General features: G+C 73.7%; 22 protein-coding genes. 14 read left to right on the top strand and 8 right to left on the bottom strand.

Translation table 11 applies throughout. The features are described from left to right. Window positions 1-45: 45 nt before the first annotated feature. The 7 genes from ACA089_RS12125 to ACA089_RS12095 form a co-directional block, all read right to left on the bottom strand. Window positions 46-1113 carry an MlaA family lipoprotein gene (locus ACA089_RS12125; protein WP_372017114.1) on the bottom strand — a complete coding sequence of 356 codons (1068 nt, stop codon included), beginning with the start codon at window positions 1111-1113 and terminating at the stop codon, window positions 46-48. Continuing rightward, window positions 1110-1430 (bottom strand): STAS domain-containing protein, encoded by a 321-nt coding sequence (locus ACA089_RS12120; protein ID WP_372017112.1) that lies wholly within the window; start codon window positions 1428-1430, stop codon window positions 1110-1112. Before ACA089_RS12120 ends, ACA089_RS12125 begins: the two co-directional genes overlap by 4 nt. Continuing rightward, window positions 1417-2067 carry an MlaC/ttg2D family ABC transporter substrate-binding protein gene (locus ACA089_RS12115; RefSeq protein ID WP_372017110.1) on the bottom strand — a complete coding sequence of 217 codons (651 nt, stop codon included), beginning with the start codon at window positions 2065-2067 and terminating at the stop codon, window positions 1417-1419. The genes ACA089_RS12120 and ACA089_RS12115 overlap by 14 nt, the downstream gene beginning before the upstream one ends. Then, entirely contained in the window at window positions 2064-2588 is a 525-nt protein-coding gene (gene mlaD, locus ACA089_RS12110; RefSeq protein ID WP_372017108.1) for an outer membrane lipid asymmetry maintenance protein MlaD, read from the bottom strand. Before mlaD ends, ACA089_RS12115 begins: the two co-directional genes overlap by 4 nt. Before the next feature lie 105 nt (window positions 2589-2693). After that, on the bottom strand, window positions 2694-3443 hold the full coding sequence (locus ACA089_RS12105) for an MlaE family lipid ABC transporter permease subunit (RefSeq protein ID WP_372017106.1): 750 nt from the start codon (window positions 3441-3443) through the stop codon (window positions 2694-2696). Then, window positions 3443-4246 (bottom strand): ABC transporter ATP-binding protein, encoded by an 804-nt coding sequence (locus ACA089_RS12100; protein WP_372017104.1) that lies wholly within the window; start codon window positions 4244-4246, stop codon window positions 3443-3445. The genes ACA089_RS12105 and ACA089_RS12100 overlap by 1 nt, the downstream gene beginning before the upstream one ends. A 209-nt stretch (window positions 4247-4455) precedes the next feature. Further along, complete coding sequence (locus tag ACA089_RS12095) at window positions 4456-6291, bottom strand: Na/Pi symporter (protein ID WP_372017102.1); 1836 nt, start codon at window positions 6289-6291, stop codon at window positions 4456-4458. A gap of 110 nt (window positions 6292-6401) precedes the next feature. Here ACA089_RS12095 and recC point away from each other — a divergent pair, with 110 nt between their 5' ends. From recC to ACA089_RS12035, 12 genes are all read left to right on the top strand, one after another. After that, window positions 6402-9851 carry an exodeoxyribonuclease V subunit gamma gene (gene recC, locus ACA089_RS12090; protein ID WP_372017100.1) on the top strand — a complete coding sequence of 1150 codons (3450 nt, stop codon included), beginning with the start codon at window positions 6402-6404 and terminating at the stop codon, window positions 9849-9851. Then, window positions 9848-13516 carry a UvrD-helicase domain-containing protein gene (locus ACA089_RS12085; RefSeq protein ID WP_372017098.1) on the top strand — a complete coding sequence of 1223 codons (3669 nt, stop codon included), beginning with the start codon at window positions 9848-9850 and terminating at the stop codon, window positions 13514-13516. The genes recC and ACA089_RS12085 overlap by 4 nt, the downstream gene beginning before the upstream one ends. Further along, entirely contained in the window at window positions 13513-15678 is a 2166-nt protein-coding gene (locus ACA089_RS12080) for an AAA family ATPase (RefSeq protein WP_372017096.1), read from the top strand. Before ACA089_RS12085 ends, ACA089_RS12080 begins: the two co-directional genes overlap by 4 nt. A gap of 100 nt (window positions 15679-15778) precedes the next feature. Beyond that, window positions 15779-17893 (top strand): M13 family metallopeptidase, encoded by a 2115-nt coding sequence (locus ACA089_RS12075; protein WP_372017094.1) that lies wholly within the window; start codon window positions 15779-15781, stop codon window positions 17891-17893. Window positions 17894-18016: 123 nt separating this feature from the next. Next, entirely contained in the window at window positions 18017-18364 is a 348-nt protein-coding gene (locus ACA089_RS12070) for a ribonuclease E inhibitor RraB (RefSeq protein WP_372017092.1), read from the top strand. Between the two features lie 168 nt (window positions 18365-18532). Next, on the top strand, window positions 18533-18865 hold the full coding sequence (locus tag ACA089_RS12065; RefSeq protein WP_372017090.1) for a nucleoside triphosphate pyrophosphohydrolase family protein: 333 nt from the start codon (window positions 18533-18535) through the stop codon (window positions 18863-18865). 59 nt (window positions 18866-18924) lie between these two features. Further along, window positions 18925-19293 (top strand): hypothetical protein, encoded by a 369-nt coding sequence (locus tag ACA089_RS12060; RefSeq protein ID WP_372017088.1) that lies wholly within the window; start codon window positions 18925-18927, stop codon window positions 19291-19293. Window positions 19294-19315: 22 nt separating this feature from the next. Next, a complete protein-coding gene (locus ACA089_RS12055; protein ID WP_372017086.1) occupies window positions 19316-19669 on the top strand; it encodes a PDZ domain-containing protein in 354 nt (117 codons plus the stop codon). Window positions 19670-19767: 98 nt separating this feature from the next. Next, complete coding sequence (locus tag ACA089_RS12050; protein ID WP_372017085.1) at window positions 19768-20325, top strand: cold shock domain-containing protein; 558 nt, start codon at window positions 19768-19770, stop codon at window positions 20323-20325. A 21-nt stretch (window positions 20326-20346) separates the two neighbouring features. Further along, window positions 20347-20901 (top strand): YdeI/OmpD-associated family protein, encoded by a 555-nt coding sequence (locus tag ACA089_RS12045; protein ID WP_372017084.1) that lies wholly within the window; start codon window positions 20347-20349, stop codon window positions 20899-20901. A gap of 64 nt (window positions 20902-20965) precedes the next feature. Beyond that, the gene (locus ACA089_RS12040; RefSeq protein WP_372017083.1) at window positions 20966-21304 is read left to right on the top strand and encodes a helix-hairpin-helix domain-containing protein; all 339 of its coding nucleotides are present in this window, start codon (window positions 20966-20968) and stop codon (window positions 21302-21304) included. Between the two features lie 14 nt (window positions 21305-21318). Further along, window positions 21319-21720 (top strand): hypothetical protein, encoded by a 402-nt coding sequence (locus ACA089_RS12035; protein ID WP_372017081.1) that lies wholly within the window; start codon window positions 21319-21321, stop codon window positions 21718-21720. A 38-nt stretch (window positions 21721-21758) separates the two neighbouring features. Here the strand turns inward: ACA089_RS12035 and ACA089_RS12030 are convergent, their stop codons facing one another. Beyond that, the gene (locus tag ACA089_RS12030) at window positions 21759-22805 is read right to left on the bottom strand and encodes an AI-2E family transporter (protein ID WP_372017079.1); all 1047 of its coding nucleotides are present in this window, start codon (window positions 22803-22805) and stop codon (window positions 21759-21761) included. A 228-nt stretch (window positions 22806-23033) separates the two neighbouring features. Here ACA089_RS12030 and ACA089_RS12025 point away from each other — a divergent pair, with 228 nt between their 5' ends. Next, complete coding sequence (locus ACA089_RS12025; RefSeq protein ID WP_372017077.1) at window positions 23034-23567, top strand: hypothetical protein; 534 nt, start codon at window positions 23034-23036, stop codon at window positions 23565-23567. After that, window positions 23564-23788, top strand: coding sequence for a hypothetical protein (locus ACA089_RS12020; protein WP_372017075.1), 225 nt, complete (start codon window positions 23564-23566; stop codon window positions 23786-23788). The genes ACA089_RS12025 and ACA089_RS12020 overlap by 4 nt, the downstream gene beginning before the upstream one ends. The last annotated feature ends 14 nt before the right edge of the window (window positions 23789-23802 follow it).

Below are 23802 nucleotides of genomic sequence, written 5' to 3'. Positions count from 1 at the left end.
GCTCCCGGGCCTTCGCGTTGTGGACTCCGGCGGCGCGCGCCGCGCTCAGCCGCCCGGCAGCGGCGGCAGCGGCATCGCGTCGGCCGGCACGGTCGGATTGCGCTCGTCCTCCTCGCGCAGGTAGTCGGGCAGTTCCTCGCCCTGCGCCGGCCGGCGACGGCGGTCGCCCTCGATCTGGAACGTGCGCCGCTGCAGCCAGGCGTCGCGGACCATCGCGTACTCGTCCGGCGCGTTCTCGCGCAGGGTGTCCAGCGACAGCAGCTGGGCGCGGGTATCGACCAGCTGCACGCCCTGCAGGGCGATGCGGATCCGGTCCTCCTCGATCTTCTGGACCATCGACAGCGGCGCGTCGCCGGCCAGGCCGACCACGTCGCGGAAGGTGCGCGGGCCGAAGAACGGCAGCTCGATGTAGCGCGAGCTGCGCCAGCCCCAGATGCCCAGGGTCTGGCCGAAGTCCTCGCTGCGCCGCTTCATCTTCAGGTCGCTGGCCGGGTCGAACACGCCGCCGATGCCGAGCGTGGAATTGACCAGGAACCGGCCCAGGGTCTGGACCGCGTCGCGCGGCCGGCCCTGCAGCACCTGGTTGACGAAGGTCAGCGGCGAGCCGAGGTTGTCGAAGAAGTTGGTCACGCCCAGCCGCAGCGGCTGCGGCACGACGGCCACGTACGCGCGGGCCAGCGGCCGGGCGACGGCGCGGTCCACCGCGTTGTTGAACGCGTGGATCCTGCGGTTCATCGGCTCCCAGGGGTCGTACGGCTGCGGCCCGCGCAGCGGCAGGTCGCCCGAGGCCGGGTCGGCCGGCGCGGCGGACGCGGGTGCCTCGCCGTAGAGCGCGGCGTAGTCGTCTTCGGCGGCGGTCGGCGCGCCGGCCGCCGCGGGGGTCGCGTCGACGGGGACCGTGCCGTCGACCGGCGGCGTGGCCGACGCATCGGCCGGCGCCGCACGCCCGGCTTCGGCGGAATCCACGGCCGCGGGCGGAACGGCCTCCGCCGTCGCGGCGCCGACCAGCGGCGCCTGGGCATCGGCGGGGGCGGCCGCGGGCTTGGGCGCGCTCGCGCAGGCGGCCAGCGCCAGCAGCAGGACGGGGGCGAGCAGCCGGGCAAGGCGTGTCATGGCGCAGGGTCCGCGTAGTCCAGGGTGGCGTCCAGCCGGTAGGCGGCGCACAGGTCGGCCAGGCCCGCGGGCGCGCCGGAGAGTCGGGGCGGGGCGCCCTGCGCGGCGATACGCGCGGCCGCTTCGGCCAGCAGCGCCACCCCTGCGCTGTCCTGCAGGCTCACGCCCGCCAGGTCGAGCGTGCGTGCGCCGTCGAGCAGCGGCAGCAGCGACGGCCACGCCGAGGTGGCCGTTTCGCGGCCCAGTGCCCCGGACACGCGCAGGACCGGGCCGTCGCGGTGCAGCGACAGGCCCGGCGCGCGCTCAGCGTGCGCCATCGGCGTCGGCCTGCGGCTGCAGCGTGCCGGCGCGCAGGTCGGCGGCGACCTGGGCGATCGACTTCTGCCGCAGCGGCGCGTCGAACTGGCTGCGGAAGGTCTGCACGTAGGACACGCCTTCGACCATCACGTCGAAGATCTTCCAGCCGCCGTTGTCGCGCATCAGGTAGTCGACCGGGATCGGGTTGCCGCCTTCGCGGACCACTTCGGTGGACACCTTCACGCCGCGGTTGCCCGGCAGCGGAGTCTCCGACTTCAGCCGGATCCGCGGCTTGCCTTCGATGGTGACCAGCGCCGCGCCGTAGCGCTGCATCAGGTTGTCGGTCATCGCGTCGGCGAACAGGCGGATGTCGGCGTCGCTGGCGCCGCGGCCGTGCGGGCCCAGCACCAGGCGCGCGGCGTAGTCGCGGTCGAAGCTGGTGCGCAGCTCGCCGTCGATGAACGTGCGCAGGGCGGCCGGGCTCTTCTGGAACTCGGCGCGGCGGGCCTGCAGGGTGGTCAGGATGCGGGTGCCGTTGTCGACGACCTGCTTGCCCGGGGTCGCCGCCGGGGCGGCCTGCTGGGCGTGGACGGCGGCCGGCGCGACCGCGAGCAGCGGCAGGGCCAGGGCGAGGGAGAGGATCAGCGGACGGGTCATTGCGGTATCGCTTCCGTGGGGGACGGTTCGTGGGGCGGCGGCGGCGGCGGTGCTCCGGCACCGGCGCCACCACCGAACATGTACTTGCCGACCAGCTGGATCAGGTCGATGGCCGGCTGGGTGTAGGCGATCTCGTCGCCGGGCGCGAGCACCTCCGGGTCGCCGCCCGGCTGCAGGCCGATGAAGCTCTCGCCGAGCAGGCCGCTGGTGAGGATGCCGGCGGAGGTGTCGGCGGGCAGGTCCTTGAAGCGGTCGTCGATCGCCAGGGTGACGATCGAGTCGAACTTCACCGGGTCCAGTTCGATCCGGTCGACCCGGCCCACGACCACGCCGCCGATCTTCACCGGCGCCTGCAGGCGCAGCTGGCCGAGGTTGGCGAAGCGCGCGGTGAGCTCGTAGCTGCCACCGCCGAAGCCGAACTGGCGGTTGGTCGAGGCGAACGCCAGCACCAGCAGCGACACCAGCGCCAGGACGAGGAAGGCGCCGACCGCGAATTCGAGCCTGGGACCACGGATTGCCATGGGGATTACCTATCGGATTCGGTCTAAACGGGATTGCAACGGAGTGCGCAGGCACCCGGGGATCTCATTACCGGCACGGGACCGTGCGCGGACCGTGAGGACGGGCTAGCGGAACAGCAGCGCGGACATCACGAAGTTCAGCATCAGCACCAGCAGCGAGGCGTTGACCACCGCGCGGGTGGTCGCCACCGAGGTGCCCTCGATGGTCGGCTCGGCGTGGTAACCCACGTACGAGGCGACCAGCGCGGCGGTGCCGCCGAACACGGCCGACTTCAGCAGCGCCACGCCGAAGTCGTCCCAGAAATCGACGCTGCCCTGCAGCGCGGCCCAGAACGTGCCGTTGTCCAGGCCCAGCACCTTGACCGCCTCGAACCAGCTGGCGCTGATCGCCAGCGAGCAGAAGAACACGGTCAGCAGCGGCACGGTCAGCACAGCGGCCCAGAAGCGCGGCGCGACCGCCTTGGCCACCGGGTCGATCGCCATCAGCTCCAGCGCCTTGATCTGGTCGGTCGCCCGCATCAGCCCCAGTTCGGCGGCGATCGAGCTGCCGGCGCGGCCGATGAACAGCAGCGCCGTCAGCACCGGGCCCAGTTCGCGGTACAGCGACAGGCCCAGCAGCGTGGACAGCGCGTCGGCGGCGCCGAAGGTGGTCAGCGTGCGGTAGCCCTGCAGGGTCAGCACCAGGCCCACGAACGCGCCGCCCACGGCGATGATCGGCAGCGAGCGGCCGCCGATCTTGTAGATCTCGCGGGTCAGCTCGGCGAAGAAGTCGCGGGTCGGCAGCGAGGCGCGCAACACCGACAGCGAGAACAGGCCGGCGCGGCCCAGCGACTGCACGGAGGCGGCGAAGGCCATCACGCCACCTCCGCGCCGCGGACGCCGTCGAACGGCGCGCTTTCGAAGGGAATGGGACCGTCGGGCTCGCCGCGCAGGAACTGGCGCAGGAGCGGGTTTTCGCTGGCCTCCAGCTCGGCCGGCGTGCCGTCGAAGACGATGCCGCCATTGGCGATGACCACCGCCTGGTCGGCGATCGGCAGGGTTTCGTGCACGTGGTGGGAGACGATGATGCTGGTCAGGCCCAGGCTGCGCGACAGCCGCCGGATCAGGCTCATGATCACGCCGGAGGCAATGGGATCCAGGCCGGTCAGCGGTTCGTCGTAGAGCATCAGCGGCGGATCCAGCGCCAGCGCGCGGGCCAGCGCCACGCGCCGGGCCATGCCGCCGGACAGCTCGCGCGGATACAGCCCGGCGGCGGCGCGCAGGCCGACCGCATTGAGCTTCATCGCCACCAGCCGCTGCAGCAGCGGTTCCGGCAGGCGGGTATGGGTGCGCAGCGGCAGGGCCACGTTCTCGGCCACGCTCAGGTCGGTGAGCAGGCCGTTGCCCTGCAGCAGCACGCCCAGGCCCTTGCGCATCTCCAGCAGCTCGCGGCTGCGGCGTGGCACCGGCCGGTCGAACACATGCACCTGCCCGGTCGCCGGCACCAGTTCGCCGGTCAGCGCCGCCAGCAGGGTCGACTTGCCGGTGCCCGATGGGCCGAGCACCGCAGTAATGCTGCCGCGTGGCACCACCAGGTCGAGGTCGCGCAGGATCGTGCGCCCGCCGCGGTCGAGGCGGACACCCTGCAGGGCGACGGCGTTGGCGGTCGGAGCGGACATTCGGGGGAGGTGCTTTCCGTGGCAGGCGGGAGTGGCAAACGGCGCATCATGCGCACGACAAACTGAATCTTAACCCATCGACTGAACCGGTGAGTACAGGAATTAACCGGTTCATGCGCCGCTCCATCCGGGCGCCGCGCATGCTGCAGGGCGAGGCGCGCGCCGGCGAGTGACGGTGGTCATGGCCCGGCGCGGCGCGGAGATCGCGTTCAGCTGCCCGCGACCGCCTCCGTGCCGGATGCCCGGGCCAAGGGTTCGTGGCCGCCGGCGACCGCCGCGTCGATCACCTCGCGCAGGCTGCCGTAGATCCGCGCCGTATAGCCCTGGTCGTTGAGCAGCGAGCCGGCATCCAGCCCGTCGATCACGCCCGTCCGCACCTGCTCGAACAGGTGTTCGCGGAAGCGTGCGTCGAATGCCGCGGCTTCCGCGTCGAGCGCGGCCAACGGTGCGGCCGCCGTCCCGGCCCCGCGCTCGCGTGCGATCGCCCGCAATGCGCGGATCTGCGAGAACAGCTGCGCGCGCAGCGCCAGGTAGGCCTCGCGCACCGGCGAGGGCGGCCCGTGCAGGTGCCGGCCCAGGTTCTTCTGCAGGTGCTTGGCGCCTTTCACCGCTTCCACCAGCTGCAGCGCGGCGGCCTGGCTGCGCGCCCAGGCCTGGCGGTGCGCGGCATCCATCGGCAGGGTCAGCCGGCTCGTGAAGGCCAGCAGGTCGGCGTACACGCCCTTGATCCGCTGCTGGTACAGCAGGTCGGCGTCGAAGCAGGCGCCGTCGGCCGGGCCGCCCGCCAGCAGTGCCGGATCGGGGCTGTCGGCGTCCAGCTGGGCCGCCGGCAGGCACAGCGCCTGGCAGATCACGTCCAGGCTCAGCCGGCCCAGGTGGCGCAGTTCCTGCGCGACGGCGGCGGTGGCCGCGTCGACCGAGCCCAGCGCCACCTCGCTGAGGTGTACCGCGCGCAGGCGCTGCAGCGGCGCCGCCGGGTGCGCGGTGGCGTCGGCGGGAACCGCCTGCTCGACCCGCTCCGGCAGCCAGCGTTCCAGCGCCGCGGCCAGCTGGCGCTGGAACGGCCAGAACAGCAGCACGCCGCCGCCGTTGAACATGGTGTGGAACAGCGCCAGCTGCAGCAGCGCGTTGTCGCCGAAGCCGGCCAGCCCGGCCAGGGTCTTCATCAGCCAGGTCAGCGGCACCAGCAGCACCAGCGCCACCAGTGCGGTGGCCACGTTGAACAGCGCATGCGCCAGCGCCAGCCGCTGGCCGCTGCGGTTGCCACCGAGCATGCCGACGAAGGCGGTGCTGACGCTGCTGCCGACGTTGGAGCCGATCGCGATGGCCAGGCTCTGCTCCAGCTGCAGCCGGCCGGTGGCCAGCGCGGCCAGGGTCAGCATCAGGGTGGCGTGGCTGGACTGCAGGACCACGGTCACCGCCAGGCCGGCCAGCACGAACAGCAGCGTGCCGGCCACGCCGGTGCCTTCCATCGCCGCCAGGTCCATGCCGCCGCCCGCCTGCTCGAAGCCGGCGCGGATCTGGTCGATGCCCAGGAAGATGAAGGCCACGCCCAGCGCCACCCGCCCGGCGGCCTTGGCCCGCGGCCCGGCGACCCCCGCCAGCATGCCGAACACCAGCAGCGGCAGCGCCGCCGGCGACAGGCTCACGTTCTGCCCGGCCAGCGCCAGCAGCCAGATCCCGGTGGTCGCGCCGAGGTTGGTGCCCAGGATCACCGCGATGCCGCCGGCCAGCTGGATCAGCCCCGAGCTGATGAAGGCGATCGTCAGCAGCGACACCAGCGTGCTCGACTGCAGCACGGTGGCGCCGGTGAAGCCGAACGCCAGCCCGCGCAGCGGCGTGCCGGTGCTGCGCGCCAGCAGCTGCTCGAGCTTGCCACCCGCGAGCTGGCGCAGGCCCTCTTCCAGGCACTGCAGGCCGAACAGGAACACCGCCAGGCCCGCGCACAGCTGCAGCCAGCCGGCGCTCTTCCAGAACGACCAGCCCAGCGCCGCGGCGACCGCCAGGGCGAGGATCCATCGCAGGTTGTTGGCGGGCACGCGCATCGGGGCATCCAGGCCGCTGGGGGCCCGATTATCCACGGCGGCGACGGCGCGACGGTGGCGTCCGCTGGCGCGTCTCGCCTCCTGCGATGGCCGTGCGGCAAGATGGGCCGATGCCCGCGGCCGCCGCAGACTTCCGCCTCTACCACTCCAACTCGCTGGACGTGCTCGCCGGCCTGCTGGCCGAGGCGCTGCGCGCGCCGGCGCCGGGGCAGCCGTTGCTCGCGCCGGACACGGTGCTGATCCCGCAGGTGGCGATGCGGCGCTGGCTGCAGGCGACCCTGGCCGCGCGCTACGGCGTCGCAGCCAACCTCGAGTTCCTGACCCCCGGCGAATTCGTCGGCCGTGCGCTGGCGGCCAACCTCGGCCCGGCCGCGGACGAACTGGAGGCGGCGACCCTGCACTGGCGCCTGTACGCGGCGCTGACCGATCCGGCACTGCCGGCGCGCCCGCCGCTGGCGCCGCTGGCCGCCTACCTGGCCGGCGACGATCCGCTGCGGCCGTGGGCGCTGGCTGGCGAGCTGGCCGGCGTATTCGAGAAGTACCAGGCCTGGCGCCGCGACTGGCTGCTGCGCTGGGAAGCCGGGGCCGACCCGGGTGACCCGCAGGCGATCCTCTGGCGCACGGTGGCCGCCGGCCGCGAGCACCGCGCGCGCCGGCTGCAGGACTACCTCGCCCGTTTCGGGGCGGCCGACGGCGGCGGCGCGCCTCCGCCGGGCGTGCCATCAGGCCTGCCGTCGCGCCTGTTCGCCTTCGCCACGCTCAACGTCTCGCCCGACGTGCTGCGGGTGATGGCGACCCAGGCCCGGGTCGGCACGTTGCACTTCTACCTGCCGACGCCGACGAAGGAATACTGGGGCGACCTGCAGGCCCTCGGTGCGCGCCTGCGCGCCGGCAGCGCCGAGCCGTTCGGCGACGAAGGCAGCGAGAACCCGCTGCTGCGCGACTGGGGCGCGGCCGGCCGCGACTTCATGGCCTTGCTCGGCAGCTACGAGGTGGTGCACCCCTCCGGCGAGATCGCCGCCTATGCCGATCCGGAAACCGTGGCCGGCCCGACCCTGGCCGAAGGCGGTTTGCGCGACAGCCTGCTGCGGCGGATGCAGGCCGACCTGTTCCATCGCCGCGCGCGTCCGGCCGCCGCGCCGCGCGCCACCGTCGACGCCGGCGATCCGAGCCTGCAGCTGCACGCCTGCCACACCCGCCTGCGCGAGCTGCAGGTGCTGCACGACCGCCTGCGCGCGCTGCTGGAGCCGGATTCCCCCGAGGGCCGGCGCTTCGATCCGCCGCTGCAACCGCGCGAGATCGCGGTGCTGGCGCCGGACATCGATCCGTACGTGCCCTACCTGGACGCCGTGTTCGGCAGCGACGAGCGCGGTGCGGCCATTCCCTGGGCGATGGCCGACGCCAGCCCGCTGGCCGGCGAGCCGCTGGCCGAGGTGTTCCTGCGACTGCTGGCGCTGCCGGTGGCGCGCTTCGGCCTGGAGGAGATGCTCGACCTGCTCGCCAGCCCGCCGCTGGCCCAGGCCGCCGGGCTCGACGCGGCGGCGTTCGAGCGCCTGCACGGCTGGCTGCACGCGGCCGGCGCGCGCTGGGGCATCGACGCCGCCCATCGCGCCCGCCTCGGCGCGCCGGCCGACGACGCCTACACCTGGCAGTTCGCGCTGGACCGGCTGCTGCTCGGCCACGCCACCGGCGACGATGCCGGCATCGCCGGCGCGACGCAGGTCGTCGCACCCTGGCCGGAACTGGAAGGCAGCGCGCTGGATGCGCTCGATGCGCTGCTGCGCCTGCTGCGCGTGCTCGCGCGCCACGAACGCCTGCTCGCCGAGGCGATGCCGCCGGCGCGCTGGCGCGAACGCCTGCTCGACCTGCTGGCCGCGCTGCTGCCCCGTCCGCCGGCGGCGCCGGCCACCCAGCGCGCGCTGGACCGCCTGCGCCAGCTGGTCGATGCCTTCGCCCGCGATGCCGCCCGCGCCGGGGTCGAGCAGCCGGTCGCCGCGGACGTGGTGCGCGCGCATTTCGCCGCGGTGCTGGGCGAGGCCGACACCCGCGCGCCGCTGCTCACCGGCGGGGTCAGCTTCGCGCGGATGGTGCCGATGCGGCTGCTGCCGTTCCGGGTGATCTGCCTGCTCGGCATGAACGACGGCGACTTCCCGCGCCGCGACCCGGCCGCCGGGCTCAACCGGCTCACCGCCGAACTGGGCAGCGAGCGCCGCCGCCACGGCGACCGCTCCACCCGCGACGACGACCGCTACCTGTTCCTGCAGCTGTTCGCCTCGGCCCAGGACGTGTTCTACGTGAGCTGGCTCGGCGCCGACCCGCGCGACGGCAGCGCCCGCGAACCGTCGGCGCTGGTCGCCGAACTGCTGTCGGCCGCCGCCGACCACCACGTCGCCTTCGACGACCCGCAGCGCACGAAGCGCAAGGAAGAGGTGGCCGGGGCGCTGGTCCTGCGCCATCCGCTGCAGCCGTTCTCGCCGGCCGCGTTCGGTGGCGGCGAGGCGCCCGACCCGCGTCGTTTCAGTTACCGCGCACCGTGGCATGCCGCCGCCCGCCGCCTGTCCGGCGCGCGCCACGGGCTGGCGCCGTGGTTCGACGCCGCCACCGCGCTCGCCGCGCCGGCGGACGACGCAGGGGAACTGTCGCTCGACGAACTGCGCCGCTTCCTCGCCCGCCCAGCCGGGCAGTTCCTGCGCCAGCGCCTCGGCCTGCGCCTGGCCGAACTGGACGAGGCGGGCGACGACATCGAACCGCTGCAGGCGCCCGCGCGCGGCCGCGAGCGCAGTGCGTTGCAGCGCGCGGTGTTCGACGCGCTGCTCGCTGGCGCCGATGCCGACGCGCTGTACGCGGCGCTGCGCGCACGCGGCCTGTTGCCGTCGGGACCGTCCGGCCGGCGCGCGCTGGCCGGAGTGGCGAACGAGGTGCGGCCGTACGCGCACGCCTTCGCGCAGTGGCGCGGCAACGAGCAGGCGCAGTCGCTGCCGCTTTCGGTGGACATCGACGGCGTGCGCATTCATGGGCACCTGGCCGATGCCTGGCCGCAGGGGTACGCCCGGCTGCGCTTCGGCGCGCCGAATGGCCCCTCGACGATCCGCAGCGGGCTGGACTGGCTGCTGGCGCAGGCCGCCGGCGACCCACGCCCGTTCGTCGAGTTCCATGAGAAAGAAAACGGCATCGGCCCGCACCCGCGCGAGCCGATCGGCCAGGCGCGTGCCCGCGCCGCGCTCGCCCGCCTGCTCGCGTTGCGCGACGAAGGCCTGCGCCGGCCGCTTCCGTTCGCTCCGTACAGCGCGTGGGAACTGTTCACTGCCGACGACCCGGCACGTGGCGTGCGTGCCGCCGCCGCCCGCTGGCGCGGCAGTGCGCGCAGCTGGGCCGAGGGCGATGACGAGGCCCTGCGCCTGGCCCTGCGCGGCCGCGACCCGTTCGCCGACGCCGGCACCCTGCGGCAATTCGCCGACCTCGCCCATGCGGTCTACGGCGCGGTGGTCCATGGCGATGCGCAGGCCGCCAGCGACGCAGCGCTGGAACTTCCAGCGCAGGACGAGGAGGACGCCGCATGAGCGCGCCCGCCACGACCCCGGCCGATCCCTGGCTGCAGGTCCCGCTCGAGGGCGTGCAGCTGGTCGAAGCCAGCGCCGGCACCGGCAAGACCTACACCCTGGCCACGCTGGTCGCCCGGCTGGTGGTCGAACGCGGCCTGCGCGTGGGCCAGGTGCTCGCCGTCACCTTCACCGAGGCGGCGACCCAGGAACTGCGCAAGCGCATCCGCGAGCGCCTGCAGCTGGCGCTGGACCTGGTCGATGCGCCGCCCGCCGACGGCGAGAAGCCCGACGTCGCGCTCACCCGCCAGCTGCTGCAGGCGCATCGCCAGCGCAGCGGCGAGACCGACGCGGCATTGCGCGCGCGCCTGCGCCAGGCCGTGCTGGAAACCGACCTGGCCGCGATCTTCACCATCCACGGCTTCTGCGCGCGCGTGCTGCGCGAACACGCGCTGGAAAGCGGACAGGGCTTCGACCCGCCCGAACTGCTGGGCAACGACCGCGCGCTGCGCCACGCGCTGGCCGCCGACCTGTGGCGGGCGCATGCCGCCGACGCCACCGCGGCCGACGACCTGGCCGCGCTGTGGAAGGAAGGCCCCGACGCCCTGGCCGACGACCTGCGCGCGCTGCTCGGCGACATCGGACTGCTGCCGCCCGACGCGCCGCTGCCGCCCGATCCGGCGCCGCGCCTGCACGCGGCCGGCCAGGCGCTGGCCGAGGGTTTCCGCGCCCACGGCGACGACTTCCTCGCCGCGCTGCTGGCCGCGGTCGAGGCCAAGGTGCTCAATGGCAACAGCTACCGTGCCGACTGGATCCGCCTGCTGTGGACCCAGCTGTCGGCCTGGTGCGAGGCCGGCGACTACGCCGCGCCGCTGGACGAGCGGATCGGCCGGCTCACCGCCGGGGCGCTGCAGGCCAAGACCAACAAGACCCACGCCGGGCGTACCCCCGATTCACCGCTGTGCGTGCTCGTGCCGCCGTACATGGACGCACTGCAGGCGCAGGTGGAATGGGTCGCCCGCCGCCGCATCGCCCTGCTGCACCGGGTCCGCGCCGATGCCCGCGCGCGCCTGGCGGTGCTCAAGCGCCAGCAGCGGGTACAGACCTACGATGACCTGATCGACGGCGTCGCCGACGCGCTCGACGGCGCGCAGGGACCGGCGCTGGCGGCGGCCTTGCGCGCGCAGTACCGCATCGCCCTGGTCGACGAATTCCAGGACACCGACGCGCGCCAGTGGCGGATCTTCGACCGGGTGTTCGGCAGCGGCAGCGAGGCGATGGCCGGGCAGCCGCCGGCGCTGTTCCTGATCGGCGACCCGAAGCAGGCGATCTACGGCTTCCGCGGCGGCGACGTGCACACCTACCTGGCCGCCGGCGAGGTGGCCGCGGCCGCGCCACCGCTGTCGCACAACTTCCGCTCGCGCCCGTCCGTGCTGCGCGCCATCGACGCGCTGTACGCGCAGGCCGGCGGGGCCGCCTTCGTCGATCCGCGCATCGCCTTCCACCGCGTCGCGCCCGGCGGCACGCGCGGCGACGCCGATTTCCAGCGTGGTGGCACCGACGCGCCCGCGTTGACCCTGTGGCAGGCCCCGCCGCCACCCCCCGACCCGAAGACCGGAAAACCCAGGCCGCACAGCGCCGAGGATTCGCGCGCGCTGGCCACCCGCGCCTGCGTGGCCGCGATCCACGCGGTGCTGTCCGAAGGCCAGGCCGGCACCGCCACCCTGCGCGACGGCGAACCGGTACGCCCGGTGCGTGCCGGCGACATCGCCGTGCTGGTGCGCAGCCACGCCGAGGCCAGCCGCATCCAGCAGGCGCTGGCCGCGGCCGGCATCCCCGCGGTGGCGGCCGGCAAGCAGAGCCTGTTCGCCACCTCCGAGGCACGCGAGCTGCATGCCCTGCTGCTGGCGCTGCTGCACGGCGCCGACGACGGCCGCCTGCGCGCGGCCCTGTCCACCGTGCTCGTCGGCGTGGACGCGACCGGGATCGATGCGCTGGAGCACGATGGAGGGTCGCATCGCCACTGGCAGCAGCAGGCCGTGGCCTGGCGCGAGCGCCTGCGCCGCGGCGGACCGCTGGCCCTGGTCGGCGAACTGTGCGCCGCGCGCAGCGAAGCGCTGCTCGGCCTGGTCGACGGCGAGCGCCGGGTCAGCAACTTCCTGCAGCTGGCCGAGCTGCTGCAGGAAGCGCAGGCCCGCGCGCTCGGCCTGCACGGCCTGGTCGACTGGCTCGGTCGCCGCATCGCCGATGCCGACCCGGACGACGAGGCCCAGCTGCTGCGGCTTGAATCCGACGCGCGCCGCGTGCAGATCGTGACCCTGCACAAGAGCAAGGGCCTGGAGTACCCGCTCGTGTTCCTGCCGTTCGCCGGCATCGCCGGCAAGGCGCCCGCGCCCGGCCGCCACTGCAGCGTGCACGACCCGGCCCACGGCCGCTGCCTGCACTGGCGGAGCGACCTGGCCGAAGCGCGCTGGGGCGCTGCCGAGGCGGCATGGAAGGACGAACAGCGCGCCGAGGATGCGCGCCTGCTCTACGTCGGACTGACCCGTGCCGTGCACGCTTTGTGGATCGCCACCGGCGCGTTCGTCGGCCACGACCGGACCGCGCTGGCGCCGATGCTCCGCGACCTCGCCGTGCTCGCCGCCGACCCTGCGGTCCGGCTCGAAGCCGGCCTGCCGCTGGCCCCGTTGCCGCGCCTGCCGCCCGAATCGGCCGCCGCGGTGCCGGCGCCACGGGAGGTTTCCCGTGTGCTGGCGCACGACTGGTGGGTGTACAGCTTCACCCAGCTGGCCAACGCCGACGCCGGCCACGACGGCGCGCCCGACGCGCTGGCGGCGGCGACGCTGCCGGTCGCCAGCGGCCGCGACGAACCGGCGGCCACCGATGCCGCGATGGCGACCGCGGCGCCCGGCGAAACGATCGAAGCGGCGTTCGACCCGCGCTTCTCCGGCAACCGCTTCGGCGTGGCCCTGCACGCGGCGCTCGAACACTGCGACTTCGCCGCCTGGCGCGGCTGGCGCGAAGGCGAGCCCGTGCCGGCCGGAGAGGCCGCGCCCATCGCCGAGGCCCTGCGCGCCGGCGGCTACGGGGCCGACGAGCTCGACGACGGCATCGTCCTGGCCACCCGCCTGATCGGCCACACGCTCACCGTCGCCCTGCCCGAAGGCGTGCGCCTGTGCGAGGTGCCGGCGGGCGAGCGCCGTCCGGAAATCGAGTTCCAGTTCGCCCTGCAGCCGACCCGGGTCGATGCGCTGCTGCGCCTGCTGCACGCGCACGGCGTGGTCCGCGAGCGCGCCGGCTTCGGCCTGCGCACGCGCCTGGAGGGGCTGATGACCGGCCTGGTCGACCTCACCTACCGCCACGCGGGGCGCTGGTACGTGCTCGACTACAAGTCCAACCGCCTGCCGGCGTACGACCACGCTTCGCTGGAAGCGGCGATGGCGCACAGCGAGTACGACCTGCAGGCGCTGATCTACACCCTGGCCCTGCACCGCTGGCTGCGCTTCCGCCTCGGCGACGCGTACGACTACGCGCGCGACTTCGGCGGCATCCGCTACCTGTTCTGCCGCGGGCTGGACGCCGGCCGCCACGACGGGCACGGCATCCATGCGCAGCGCTTCGCCCCGGAACTGGTCAACGCGCTCGATGCGCTGTTCGGACGCCCCATGCAGGAGGCCGCCGCATGAGCCTGCTGCGCGCCCTCGCCCAGGCCGGCGTACTGCGCACCCTCGACGACGCGCTGGCGCAGAGCCTGCGCCGGCTCGACCCGGACACGCCCGACGAGGTGCTCGCCGCGGCGGCGCTAGCCTCGCTGGCGGTCGCGCAGGGCGATGCCGGCTTCGATCCGGCACGGCCGTGGCGGCTGGTCGATGCGGCGATGCCGTGGCCCGACCCGCAGGCCTGGCACGACGCCCTCTTCGCTTCCCGCTGGGTGGCCACGCCGGGCGACGCGGACCAGGCCGCGGCGGCCGACGCGCCGCTGGTGCTGGAGGCCGGCCTGCTCTACCTGCGCCGCTACCGCGAGTACGAACGCCGCCTGGCCGTGCGCCTGCGCGCGCTGGCCGCGCAGCCGCTGCGCGCGCATGCCATCGCTGCTGCCGACGCATCCGCGCCTGCGCCGCCGTCCCGGCACGCTCTCGACAGACGAACGTCCGGTTTCCCGGGATCCGGCGATTCCGCCTCGGCTGGACCGATCGAGCTGGCCACGCTCGCCCCGCTGTTCGCGCAACTGTTCCCCGCTGCCAGCGACGGCGACCGCCAGGCCCGCGCCGCCGCACTCGCGTTGCGCCGCGCGCTGCTGCTGGTCACCGGCGGCCCCGGCACCGGCAAGACCACCACCATCGCCCGCCTGCTGGTGTTGCGGATCGCCGCGGCCGCGCAGGCCGACGGTGCCACACCGCGGATCGCGCTGGCCGCGCCGACCGGCCGCGCCGCCGAGCGCATGGCCGAAAGCCTGCGCCGCGCCAGCGCGATGCTGGCGGGCGCCGGGGTCGACCAGGCCCTGCTCGACGCACTGCCCACCACCGCCGGTACCCTGCACCGCCTGCTCGGCGTGGTCCCCGATTCGCCCGCGTTCCGCCACCATGCCGACAACCCGCTGCCGTTCGACATCGTCGTGGTCGACGAAGCCTCGATGGTCGACCTGCCGCTGATGTGCAAGCTGGCCGAGGCGGTGGCCGACGGCGCGCAGCTGGTCCTGCTCGGCGACCCCGACCAGCTGCCGTCGGTCGAGGCCGGCGACGTGCTCGCCGCGATCCTGGCCGCGGCCGGCGACGGCAGCGCGCTGGCCGACGACGATGCACGCGTGCTGCAGCCGCTGCTGGGCGGCACCGCCTCGCCGGCGCCGTCGTCCGCATCCATCGCGGACTCCGATCCGTCCGCGCCGTCCGCGCCGCCGCGCACCGGCGACCTGTTCGACGCGGCGGGCGCCGTGGTGCCACCACCGGCGACGCTGCCGCGCGCGGATGGGGACGCGGCCGCCAGCGCCACCCGGCCTGCATCCGCCGCCGAAGCGCCACGCCACGCAGCCGCCACCGCTCCATCCACCACGGCGAGCGGCCCGGCCACGACCGCGCACGCCTTCGCCGCCGCCCGCATCCACCTGCAGCGCGGCTACCGGCAGAGCGAGGCGCTGCAGCTGGCGCCGCTGGCCGACGCCGTGCGCGCCGGCGACGCCCCCCAGGCGCTGGTCCTGCTGCGCAGCGGCCAGCTCGGCGGTATTGCCTTCCACGAGAACGTCGACGACCCGCTGCTCGCGCACGGCGCCGCGCTGCTCGGCCACTGGCGCGCGCTGGGCCAGCTGGCCGATCCGGCCGAGGCGCTGCGCCAGGCCGGCCGCGTGCGCCTGCTCACCGCACTGCGCGAAGGCGCACAGGGCGCGCGCGGGCTCAACGCGCGGATCGAGGCGCAGCTGTCCGGCCGCCGCCTCGGCAGCCCGCCGGACTGGTTCCCCGGCCGCCTGCTGCTGGTCACCGAGAACAGCTACCGCCACCGCCTGTTCAACGGCGACGTCGGCGTGTGCCTGGCGGGCGAGGACGGTGCGCCACTGGCCTGGTTCCCCGGCGAGGGCGCCGGCGAGGTGCGCGCGTTCCATCCGGCCGCGCTGCCCGCGCACGAGAGCGCCTTCGCCATGACCGTGCACAAGGCCCAGGGCTCGGAGTTCGAGGAGGTCTGGCTGCAGCTGCCGCGCGGCGACAGCCGGGTGCTCTCGCGCGAGCTGGTCTACACCGGCCTGACCCGCGCCCGCAGCGCCCTGCACCTGGCCGCCGGCCCGGCGGTGCTGGAGGCGGCACTGGGCCGCCACGCCAGCCGGGTGTCGGGGCTGGCGTGGCGGCTGGGGGCTGGCTGAGCGGGCGGCGGACCCCGACTTCCGGCACCCGTCCGTAGTCCCGGATGCAACTACCCTGAGCGGTCAGGCCGGCTCCACTGCCCCGGCCGTGGAGAACGCCTTGAAGAAGACCCTGCTGTCCGCCGCCACCCTGCTGGCCCTGGGCTTCGCCGCCCAGGCCGGCGCCCACGACAACCGCGCCTGCCTGGACGCGGCCTGCGTCGAGCAGGCGCTGTTCGAAGGCGCGGCCGCTGCCGGCGGCGGCAGCGCCGTCGCCGCCACCCGCTACGGCAGCTGGGGGGTGGACCTCGCCGGCATGGACCGCAGCATCAAACCCGGCGCGGACTTCTTCGGCTACGTCAACGGCACCTGGGCGAAGGCCACGCCGATCCCGGCCGACCAGTCCAGCTACGGGTCGTTCCGCGTGCTGCGCGACCTGTCCGAAGCCCGCGTCCACGCCCTGGTCGAAAGCTATGCGCTGGGTGACCCGGCCACCGGCGGCGACAGCGCGAAGGTCGCGGCCATCTACCGCGGCTTCATGGACGAGGCGGCGATCGAGAAGCTCGGTGCCGCGCCGCTGCAGCCGGTGCTCGCCCGGATCCGTGCCGCCGACAGCCACGCGTCCATGGCCCGGCTGATGGCCGCGCACGACACCTTCAACGTCACCCTGTTCGGGCTGGGCGTGTCCGACGACCAGCGCGACCCCGAGCACTACACCCTGTACATGAACCAGTCCGGCCTGGGCCTGGGCGACCGCGAGATGTACCTGCGCGAGAACTTCGCACCGCAGCGCGAGCGCTACGTGGCCTACATCGCGCAGCTGCTGCGGCTCGGCGGCTGGGCCGACCCGGAGGGCGCCGCGAAGAAGGTGATGGCGCTGGAAACGGCCGTGGCCGATGCGCACTGGACCCGCGCCGAGAGCCGCGACCGCGACAAGACCTACAACCCGGTGGAGTTCGCCGGCTTCGACGCCTACGCCCCCGGGTTCCCGTGGGCGTCGTACTTCGAGGCCGCCGGCGTCGGCCATGGCACCCGCGCCGTGGTGCGCCAGTCCACGGCCATCCCCAAGCTGGCGGCCATCTACGCCGGCACCGACGTGGCCACGCTGCAGGCCTGGCAGGCCTTCCACGCCATCGACGAGGCCGCGCCGCTGCTGTCCAGCGCCTTCGCCAACGCCCACTTCGAGTTCCGCAACAAGTTCCTGTCCGGCCAGCCGCAGCAGCGCGAGCGCTGGAAGCGCGGCGTGGAACTGGCCGAGAACAGCATGGGCGAGGCCATCGGCCGCGACTACGTGCAGCTGTACTTCCCGGCCGACTCCAAGGCCAAGATGGACGCGCTGGTGGCCAACGTGAAGGCCGCCATGGGCGCGCGCCTGGATACGCTGGAGTGGATGAGCCCGGCCACCAAGGCCCAGGCCCACGCCAAGCTGGCCGGCTTCGGCCTGAAGATCGGCCACCCGGAGAAGTGGCGCGACTACAGCGGCCTGCGCATCGCCAACGACGACGTGGTCGGCAACGCGCTGCGCGCCGGCACCTTCGAGTGGGACTACCGCCGCGCGCGCCTGGGCAAGCCGGTGGACAAGGCCGAGTGGGGCATGACCCCGCAGACGGTCAACGCCTACTACAACTCGGTGAAGAACGAGATCGTGTTCCCGGCCGCGATCCTGCAGCCGCCGTTCTTCGACCCGGACGCCGACCCGGCGGTGAACTACGGCGGCATCGGTGGCGTGATCGGCCACGAGATCATCCACGGCTTCGACGACCAGGGCCGCAAGTCCGACGGCGAAGGCGTGCTGCGCGACTGGTGGACCGCCGAGGACGCGGCCAAGTTCGAGGCGCAGGCCGCGAAGCTCGGCGCGCAGTACGAGGCCTTCACCTTCGCCCCGCTGCCGGGCATGCACATCAACGGCCGCACCGCGATGGGCGAGAACATCGGCGACCTCGGCGGCCTGACCATCTCGCTGGAAGCCTACCGGCGCTCGCTGGGCGGCAAGCCGGCGCCGGTGATCGACGGCTTCAGCGGCGAACAGCGCCTGTTCCTGGGCTGGGCCCAGGTCTGGCGCACGCTCTGGCGCGACGACGCCCTGCGCCAGCAGCTGGTCAACGGCACCCACTCGCCCGGCCAGATCCGCGCCTTCGCCCCGCTGCGCAACATCGATGCGTGGTACGACGCCTTCGGCGTGAAGCCGGGCGACGCGCACTACATCGCCCCGCAGGACCGCGTGCGGATCTGGTGACACCCGGCGCGGCCGTCCGCGCCACGCCACGGGCCCCGCGCGAGCGGGGCCCGTTCCGTTTCGCGGCCGCGGTGGCCGATACTCGCGGTGGCGCCATGCCGGCGCGGAGCCGATGGACGCACCATGATCACGCTGCAGACGCTGCAGGCCTTTTTCGCCGAGACGCGGCAGAAGGGCGCCGCGGCCACCCCGCCCTGGAGCATCGACGGCACCTGCCGCTGGTCGTACTTCTTCGTCGACCAGGACGGCGACCTGCTGCTGCCCGTGGCCGAACACCTGCAGGCGCAGGGCTACGAGTTCGTCGGCATCACCGAACCGGACGATGACGATGATCCCTACTTCTACCTGCAGCTGGACCGGGTGGAGCGGCACACGCCCGAATCCCTGCACGCGCGGGTGGAGCAGCTGTACGCCCTGGCCGAGGAATCCGGCATCGCCGACTACGACGGGATGGATGTCGGGCCCGCCTGAAGCGCGGGCCGGGCACGGCGGGTCCGCTCCTGCGCGGTGGCACGGTCCGCCGCCGCGGCGAGCGTTTTCGGCAACCGCACGACGGGCTCCGAAACGCGGCCAACATGCACGGACGCACCCATCGTCCGTGCCCGGACCGGGTCGGGATACGAAACTTGAGGGAAGCGCATGACCGTGAAGCTGAGTGACCTGGAGGCGTCCGCCCTGCAGTTGAACGCGCTCTACGAGCAGCTGGAGGTCAGGAAGTACGGGCGCGCCTGGACGACCGAAGAGCTCGCGCTCGGATTCGTGGGCGACGTGGGTGACCTGGCCAAGCTGATCCAGGCCAGCGCCGGCATCCGGCCCATCGAGGACTGGAAGGCCAAGCTGGGCCACGAGCTTTCGGACTGCCTGTGGTCGATCCTGGTGCTCGCGCACAAGTGCGGCATCGACCTGGAGGCGGAGTTCGCCAGGAACACCCGGGAGCTGGCGGAGCATGTATCCGGCGAGCTTGCCAGGTAGCGATCCGACCCCGCGCCGTGCTCCAGTGCGTCAGGGCAGTGAACCTCAAGGACCGACCCATGCTCCCATTCATCCTTGCCCTCGCTGCGTCCCACGCCCCACCGCCGGAGCAGCCTGCCGGGGTCGCCGTGCCCGCCCTCTCCTGCGATGCCCGGTACTTCCAGAGGCTGGTGAACGCCTACGGCGCGCCGCACGCCTGGCGGGAGAACGCGCAGGCCGGGGCCGCGGTGGCCGACCCGCCAGGCGAACTGCTCAATGACACCGGCGTGGTCGCCGACGGATTCCGGCACACGCTGGTGGTGGACAAGGCCAACGACCGGCAGGGCTACATCGTCCAGGTCGGCGGCTTCGCCGGCATGCGGCGGGTGTTCGGGCCGTTTCCGCTGCGTGGTTGCGCGACGGCCGCCGGCGCGACAGGATCGGGCTGACGTCCGGCCCGAGGCGACGCCGATGAGCGTTGGCGCACGCGTACTGATCCTGCTGCTGGCGGGCCTGCTCGGCACCGCCGTTTCCGCCCATGCGCGCGAGGGCAGGCTCGGCTTCACCGTGGACCTGGCCGCCGAAGAGGCGGGCGCCGATTCCCGGATCAAGGAAGTCATCGTGACCGAGGTCGCGCCCGGTTCGGCGGCGGCACGCGCGGGAATGAAGCGGGGCGACGTGCTGGACCGGTTCGGCGGCACGCCGGTCGCGGGCAGCGCGGCGCGCGAGTTCTTCGCGGCGATGAAGGTCGAGGCGGGCGAAACGCTGGTGCTGGTGGTGCGGCGCGACGGCAAGCCGGTCTCGCTGACCCTGGTGGCGCAGTGAGCCGTCGGGTGCGCGCACGCTCCCGTTGACGGTCCTGAGGGGGCGCCACACACTCCTGCCTGCCCCGCTCGGGGGGACCAGGCAGCGGACACCTTCGGATGCGCACGCACGGGGTTCTGGCGAAGTGGAACGACGACCGCGGATTCGGTTTCATCGCGCCAGCCGGCGGCGGTGCCGAGATCTTCGTCCACGTCTCGGCATTTCCCCGCGATGGCTCCCGCCCGCATCTCAACGAACTCGTCTCCTTCGAGACCGAGTCAGGCCCGGACGGCAAGACGCGTGCGATCCGCATCATGCGCCCCGGTGCAGGTGCCGCGTCGCGCCGGTCGCGACCCGCGCGACGGGCCGACAGCGCATCCAGGCTCCCGCAGGTGCTGGGCACGGGCATCTCCCTGCTCGCCATCGTCGCGATAGGCACCTACGCCTGGTCGCGCGTGGCAGGCACGTTCGGCGGGCGCCATGCGGCGCCCGTCGCCCCGGCCGTGTCGATGCGGGACGTGCCGGCATCGTCGGCGGCGTTCGAGTGCGACGGCCGCACCCTGTGCTCGGAAATGACCTCCTGCGCGGAGGCCACCTACTTCATCCAGCACTGCCCGGGCGTGCGCATGGATGGCAACGGTGATGGCGTGCCCTGCGAACAGCAGTGGTGCGACTAGCCGCAGGCCTATACTCCGCCCATGCCCAGGACCGCCACGCCCACCCCGATCCGTTTCAAGGCCCGGCTGCTTCGCCCGGCCGAACCGGCCGACGCCACGTGGACCTTCTTCGTGCTCACCCAGGCCACCAGCGACAAGCTGCCCACGCGCAGCCAGGTGTCGGTCGAGGGCACGTTCGGCGCGCAGCCGTTCCAGGCCACGCTCGAGCCCGATGGCGAGGGCAGCCACTGGCTGAAGGTGGAACCGGCGCTGGCGAAGGCCGCGGGCGTGGCGGCCGGCGATACGGTCGCGGTGGAGATGGCGCCGCTGGCGAAGGAGCCCGAGCCGAAGGTGCCGGACGACCTGCGCAAGGCGCTGGCCGCGCAGCCGGAAGCGAAGGCGACCTGGGACGACATCACCGCGGTGGCGCGACGCGACTGGATCCAGTGGGTGACCTCGGGCAAGAAGGCCGAGACCCGGGTCAAGCGGATCGACGTGGCGTGCGACAAGCTCGCCAAGGGCCAGCGCCGCGCCTGCTGCTTCGATCGCTCCGGCATGTACAGCAACACGCTGAAGGCGCCGAGGGCGGCGACGTAGCGCCACGCGCCCTCGCCCTGGCGACCCTCCCGACGCCGCATCGCGGCCCGCCCGACTCCCACCCATGCATCCAGCGAAGGTCGTCCGCGACAAGGTCAGGGTCCTGACCGACCTGCCCAACATCGGCCCGGCCGCGGCGCGGGACTATGAGCGGCTGGGATACCGCGAGCCCGGCCAGCTGCGCGGCGTCGATCCGCTCGAGCTCTACCAGGCGCTGTGCGTGGCCACCGCCACCCGCCACGACCCGTGCGTGCTCGACGTGTTCATGTCGGTGGCCGACTTCCTCGACGGCGCCGAGCCGGCGGCCTGGTGGCACTACACCGCGCAGCGCAAGCAGCGTTACGGCCAGCTGGACGGGCCGCTGCCGCCCGCGTCGCCCGGCACCCGCGAACACGGTCGCTGACGGGACCGCCGTCCATGGAACGGATGCCTGCCCCCGACCCGCTGCCGCCCGCAGGCACGACCGGCGACGCCCTGGACACGGCCGTCGATCGCAGCAGGCGCCGCTACGCCGCCTGCTGGCTGGCGATGCCGGCGCTGGTCTTCGCCGCCGCGTTCGCATTGTTGTGCCTGGAGGAATGCACCGCGGCACCGTGGCTGGCGTTCCTGCTGGCGCCGCTGGCCAGCGCGTTGCTCGGGCTGGTCGCGGCGGTGTGCTACTGGCGCTGGTCGGCGGTGTTGCCGGACGCGGCACGACGGTCGGTGCGCAGGTACATCCTGCTGTCGATCGCCTGGGGCCCGCTGGCGGGCCTGGCCGGTTTCGTGATCCTGGCCACGACCGCCTCGGTCGGCATCGGCGTGCTGGCGATGTTCCGCTGAAGTCGTGGCGCCCCGCCGGTGGCCGGCGCGGCTGGCGCTCAGACCTTGCCGTTCCTCGACAGCAGCACCGCGACCGGACGGCTGCCGGGGAACTCGGCCAGCACCATCACGATGCTGGCCGTCACCGGCACCGCCAGGAACGCGCCGGGCACGCCCCACAGGGCCGTCCACACCGCCAGGCACAGCAGGATCACGAACGGGCTGAGGTTGAGCGAGCTGCCCATCAGGTACGGGTCGAGCAGGTTGCCGTTGAGGAACTGCACCGCCGACAGCGCGCCGGCCAGCAGGAGCGCGGTACGCAGGTCGCCGAACTGCAGCAGCGCGAACAGCACCGGCAGGGCCACGCCGAGCACCGAGCCGATGTACGGCACGTAGTTGAGCAGGCCGATGACCAGCGCCCAGAACGGCGCCAGCTCCACCCCCAGCATCGCCAGCACGACCCAGCTGGCCAGCCCGAGCAGCACGCTCAGGGCGGTCTTCAGCGCCAGGTAGGTGCCGATGCGGCGGTTGATGTCGCCGACGATCCGGCGCACCTGCGCGCCGCGCCGCGGGTCGGGCGAGAGCGCGTCGAGCTTGGCGTCGAACTGGCGACGCTCGACCATCAGGAAGGTCACGTACAGGCCCACCACGACCAGCCCGCCGACCATCGAGGCGGCCCAGCCCAGGGTCGAGCCGGCCAGCCGCGGCAGGTTGACCTGGGCCAGCACCGCGCTGCGGATGCCGTCCCAGCTCGGTTCCGATTCGATCCCGAGCAGCGCCGCGCCCTGCTGCACCAGCGCCACCAGCTGCACCTGGTAGTGCGGCACCCGCGCCAGCAGCTGGTCGATGCTGTCCATCGCCAGCCCGCCCAGCAGCAGCAGCGCACCCAGCATGGCCAGCGTGGCCAGCGCGTGGTGCGCCTGCACCGGCAGCGCGGGTCCGATCACCGGCACCCGCGCCAGCCAGCGCGACGTGCCCAGGATCACGTACAGCGCCATCACGCTGAAGGCCACCGGCACCAGGATGCCGCGCCCCAGGTACAGCACCCAGCCCACCAGCACCGCGAACACGGTGGCATGCACGAGGGCGCGGAATCGTTCGTTCATCGGCCATCCCCGCAGGTCCGGGGCCATTGTGGTCCAGCGCAACGGCCGGCGCATCCGGGCGGGCGGGGGCGGGTTCATCGACGCTGGCGCGGTCCCGTCGCCGGATCCGGCGACTCGTCGCAGGCCGGTTGCCGGTGGTCCGGTGCCCGCGCACTGTGGCCCGGCGCCACCCACCGGGTGGTCGCGGCGTCCATGACGGGCGCCGGCCCGACGACGGAGTGCCCTGCCATGCTGCGCCTGTGCGCGATCCTGCTTTCGCTGCTGCCGGGGAGCCAGCCAGTCGGCACGATGGACATCGCCAAGCCGGAGCCGTTCGCCTTCGGCAGCCCGGTCGCCGAAGTCAGGCAGCGGCTGGCGCCGCTGTGCACGTCGCTGCAGGTGCGCGTGGTCACCGCGCCGCCACTGGCGCCGCTGGCACGGATCAGCCAGCACCGGATCGACTGCGAGGGCTTTCCCTACGCCGGTCGCCCGCGCAAGGTCGAGCTGGTGTTCCAGGACAACCAGCTCGACCTGGTCTGGATCACGTTCCCGGCGCAGGAGAAGGACGCCTTCCTGCGGGCGTTCAACGCGCGCTACGGCAGGCCGTCGCTGCAGGTGGGCTTCGGCAGCGTCTACCTCGCCGCCGGCGCGGCGGTGCGCAACGTGCCGACCCGGGTGATGTTCGCCTCGCCTCGCCAGGCGCGGGCGATGGCGACCACGCTCAGGGCCGCCGGCGAAACGCCGCCCACCCCTTCCCCGTCGAAGCAAGGAGAGACGCGATGAACACCCTGGTCGGCCTGTTGGCGTGGTGCGTGCTGCTGGTGCTGTGCTGGCCGCTGGCGATCCTGGCGCTGGTGCTGTGGCCGCTGGTGTGGCTGCTGAGCCTGCCGTTGCGGCTGGTCGGGATCACGTTCGGCGCCCTGTTCGCGTTCCTGGCCGCGCTGCTGATGCTGCCGGCGCGGCTGCTGGGTGGCGGGCCGGCCAGGCCTGCGACCCCGGCGTGATCCACGGCCGCCAT

This window comes from Pseudoxanthomonas fibrivorans (genome assembly GCF_041464125.1).
Classification (GTDB): domain Bacteria; phylum Pseudomonadota; class Gammaproteobacteria; order Xanthomonadales; family Xanthomonadaceae; genus Pseudoxanthomonas.
This window is presented reverse-complemented; position numbering and strand designations above follow the sequence as displayed.

Bases quoted from the DNA above. Each gene is read 5' to 3' on its own strand.
- ACA089_RS12065 (WP_372017090.1), top strand. From the start codon at position 18,533: ATGACCGTGAAGCTGAGTGACCTGGAGGCGTCCGCCCTGCAGTTGAAC.
- ACA089_RS12060 (WP_372017088.1), top strand. From the start codon at position 18,925: ATGCTCCCATTCATCCTTGCCCTCGCTGCGTCCCACGCCCCACCGCCG.
- ACA089_RS12020 (WP_372017075.1), top strand. From the start codon at position 23,564: ATGAACACCCTGGTCGGCCTGTTGGCGTGGTGCGTGCTGCTGGTGCTG.
- ACA089_RS12120 (WP_372017112.1), bottom strand. From the start codon at position 1,430: ATGGCGCACGCTGAGCGCGCGCCGGGCCTGTCGCTGCACCGCGACGGC.
- ACA089_RS12025 (WP_372017077.1), top strand. From the start codon at position 23,034: ATGCTGCGCCTGTGCGCGATCCTGCTTTCGCTGCTGCCGGGGAGCCAG.
- ACA089_RS12050 (WP_372017085.1), top strand. From the start codon at position 19,768: ATGCGCACGCACGGGGTTCTGGCGAAGTGGAACGACGACCGCGGATTC.
- ACA089_RS12045 (WP_372017084.1), top strand. From the start codon at position 20,347: ATGCCCAGGACCGCCACGCCCACCCCGATCCGTTTCAAGGCCCGGCTG.
- ACA089_RS12125 (WP_372017114.1), bottom strand. From the start codon at position 1,113: ATGACACGCCTTGCCCGGCTGCTCGCCCCCGTCCTGCTGCTGGCGCTG.
- ACA089_RS12095 (WP_372017102.1), bottom strand. From the start codon at position 6,291: ATGCGCGTGCCCGCCAACAACCTGCGATGGATCCTCGCCCTGGCGGTC.
- ACA089_RS12080 (WP_372017096.1), top strand. From the start codon at position 13,513: ATGAGCCTGCTGCGCGCCCTCGCCCAGGCCGGCGTACTGCGCACCCTC.
- ACA089_RS12115 (WP_372017110.1), bottom strand. From the start codon at position 2,067: ATGACCCGTCCGCTGATCCTCTCCCTCGCCCTGGCCCTGCCGCTGCTC.
- ACA089_RS12085 (WP_372017098.1), top strand. From the start codon at position 9,848: ATGAGCGCGCCCGCCACGACCCCGGCCGATCCCTGGCTGCAGGTCCCG.
- ACA089_RS12105 (WP_372017106.1), bottom strand. From the start codon at position 3,443: ATGGCCTTCGCCGCCTCCGTGCAGTCGCTGGGCCGCGCCGGCCTGTTC.
- ACA089_RS12040 (WP_372017083.1), top strand. From the start codon at position 20,966: ATGCATCCAGCGAAGGTCGTCCGCGACAAGGTCAGGGTCCTGACCGAC.
- ACA089_RS12070 (WP_372017092.1), top strand. From the start codon at position 18,017: ATGATCACGCTGCAGACGCTGCAGGCCTTTTTCGCCGAGACGCGGCAG.
- recC (WP_372017100.1), top strand. From the start codon at position 6,402: ATGCCCGCGGCCGCCGCAGACTTCCGCCTCTACCACTCCAACTCGCTG.
- ACA089_RS12100 (WP_372017104.1), bottom strand. From the start codon at position 4,246: ATGTCCGCTCCGACCGCCAACGCCGTCGCCCTGCAGGGTGTCCGCCTC.
- mlaD (WP_372017108.1), bottom strand. From the start codon at position 2,588: ATGGCAATCCGTGGTCCCAGGCTCGAATTCGCGGTCGGCGCCTTCCTC.
- ACA089_RS12035 (WP_372017081.1), top strand. From the start codon at position 21,319: ATGGAACGGATGCCTGCCCCCGACCCGCTGCCGCCCGCAGGCACGACC.
- ACA089_RS12030 (WP_372017079.1), bottom strand. From the start codon at position 22,805: ATGAACGAACGATTCCGCGCCCTCGTGCATGCCACCGTGTTCGCGGTG.
- ACA089_RS12055 (WP_372017086.1), top strand. From the start codon at position 19,316: ATGAGCGTTGGCGCACGCGTACTGATCCTGCTGCTGGCGGGCCTGCTC.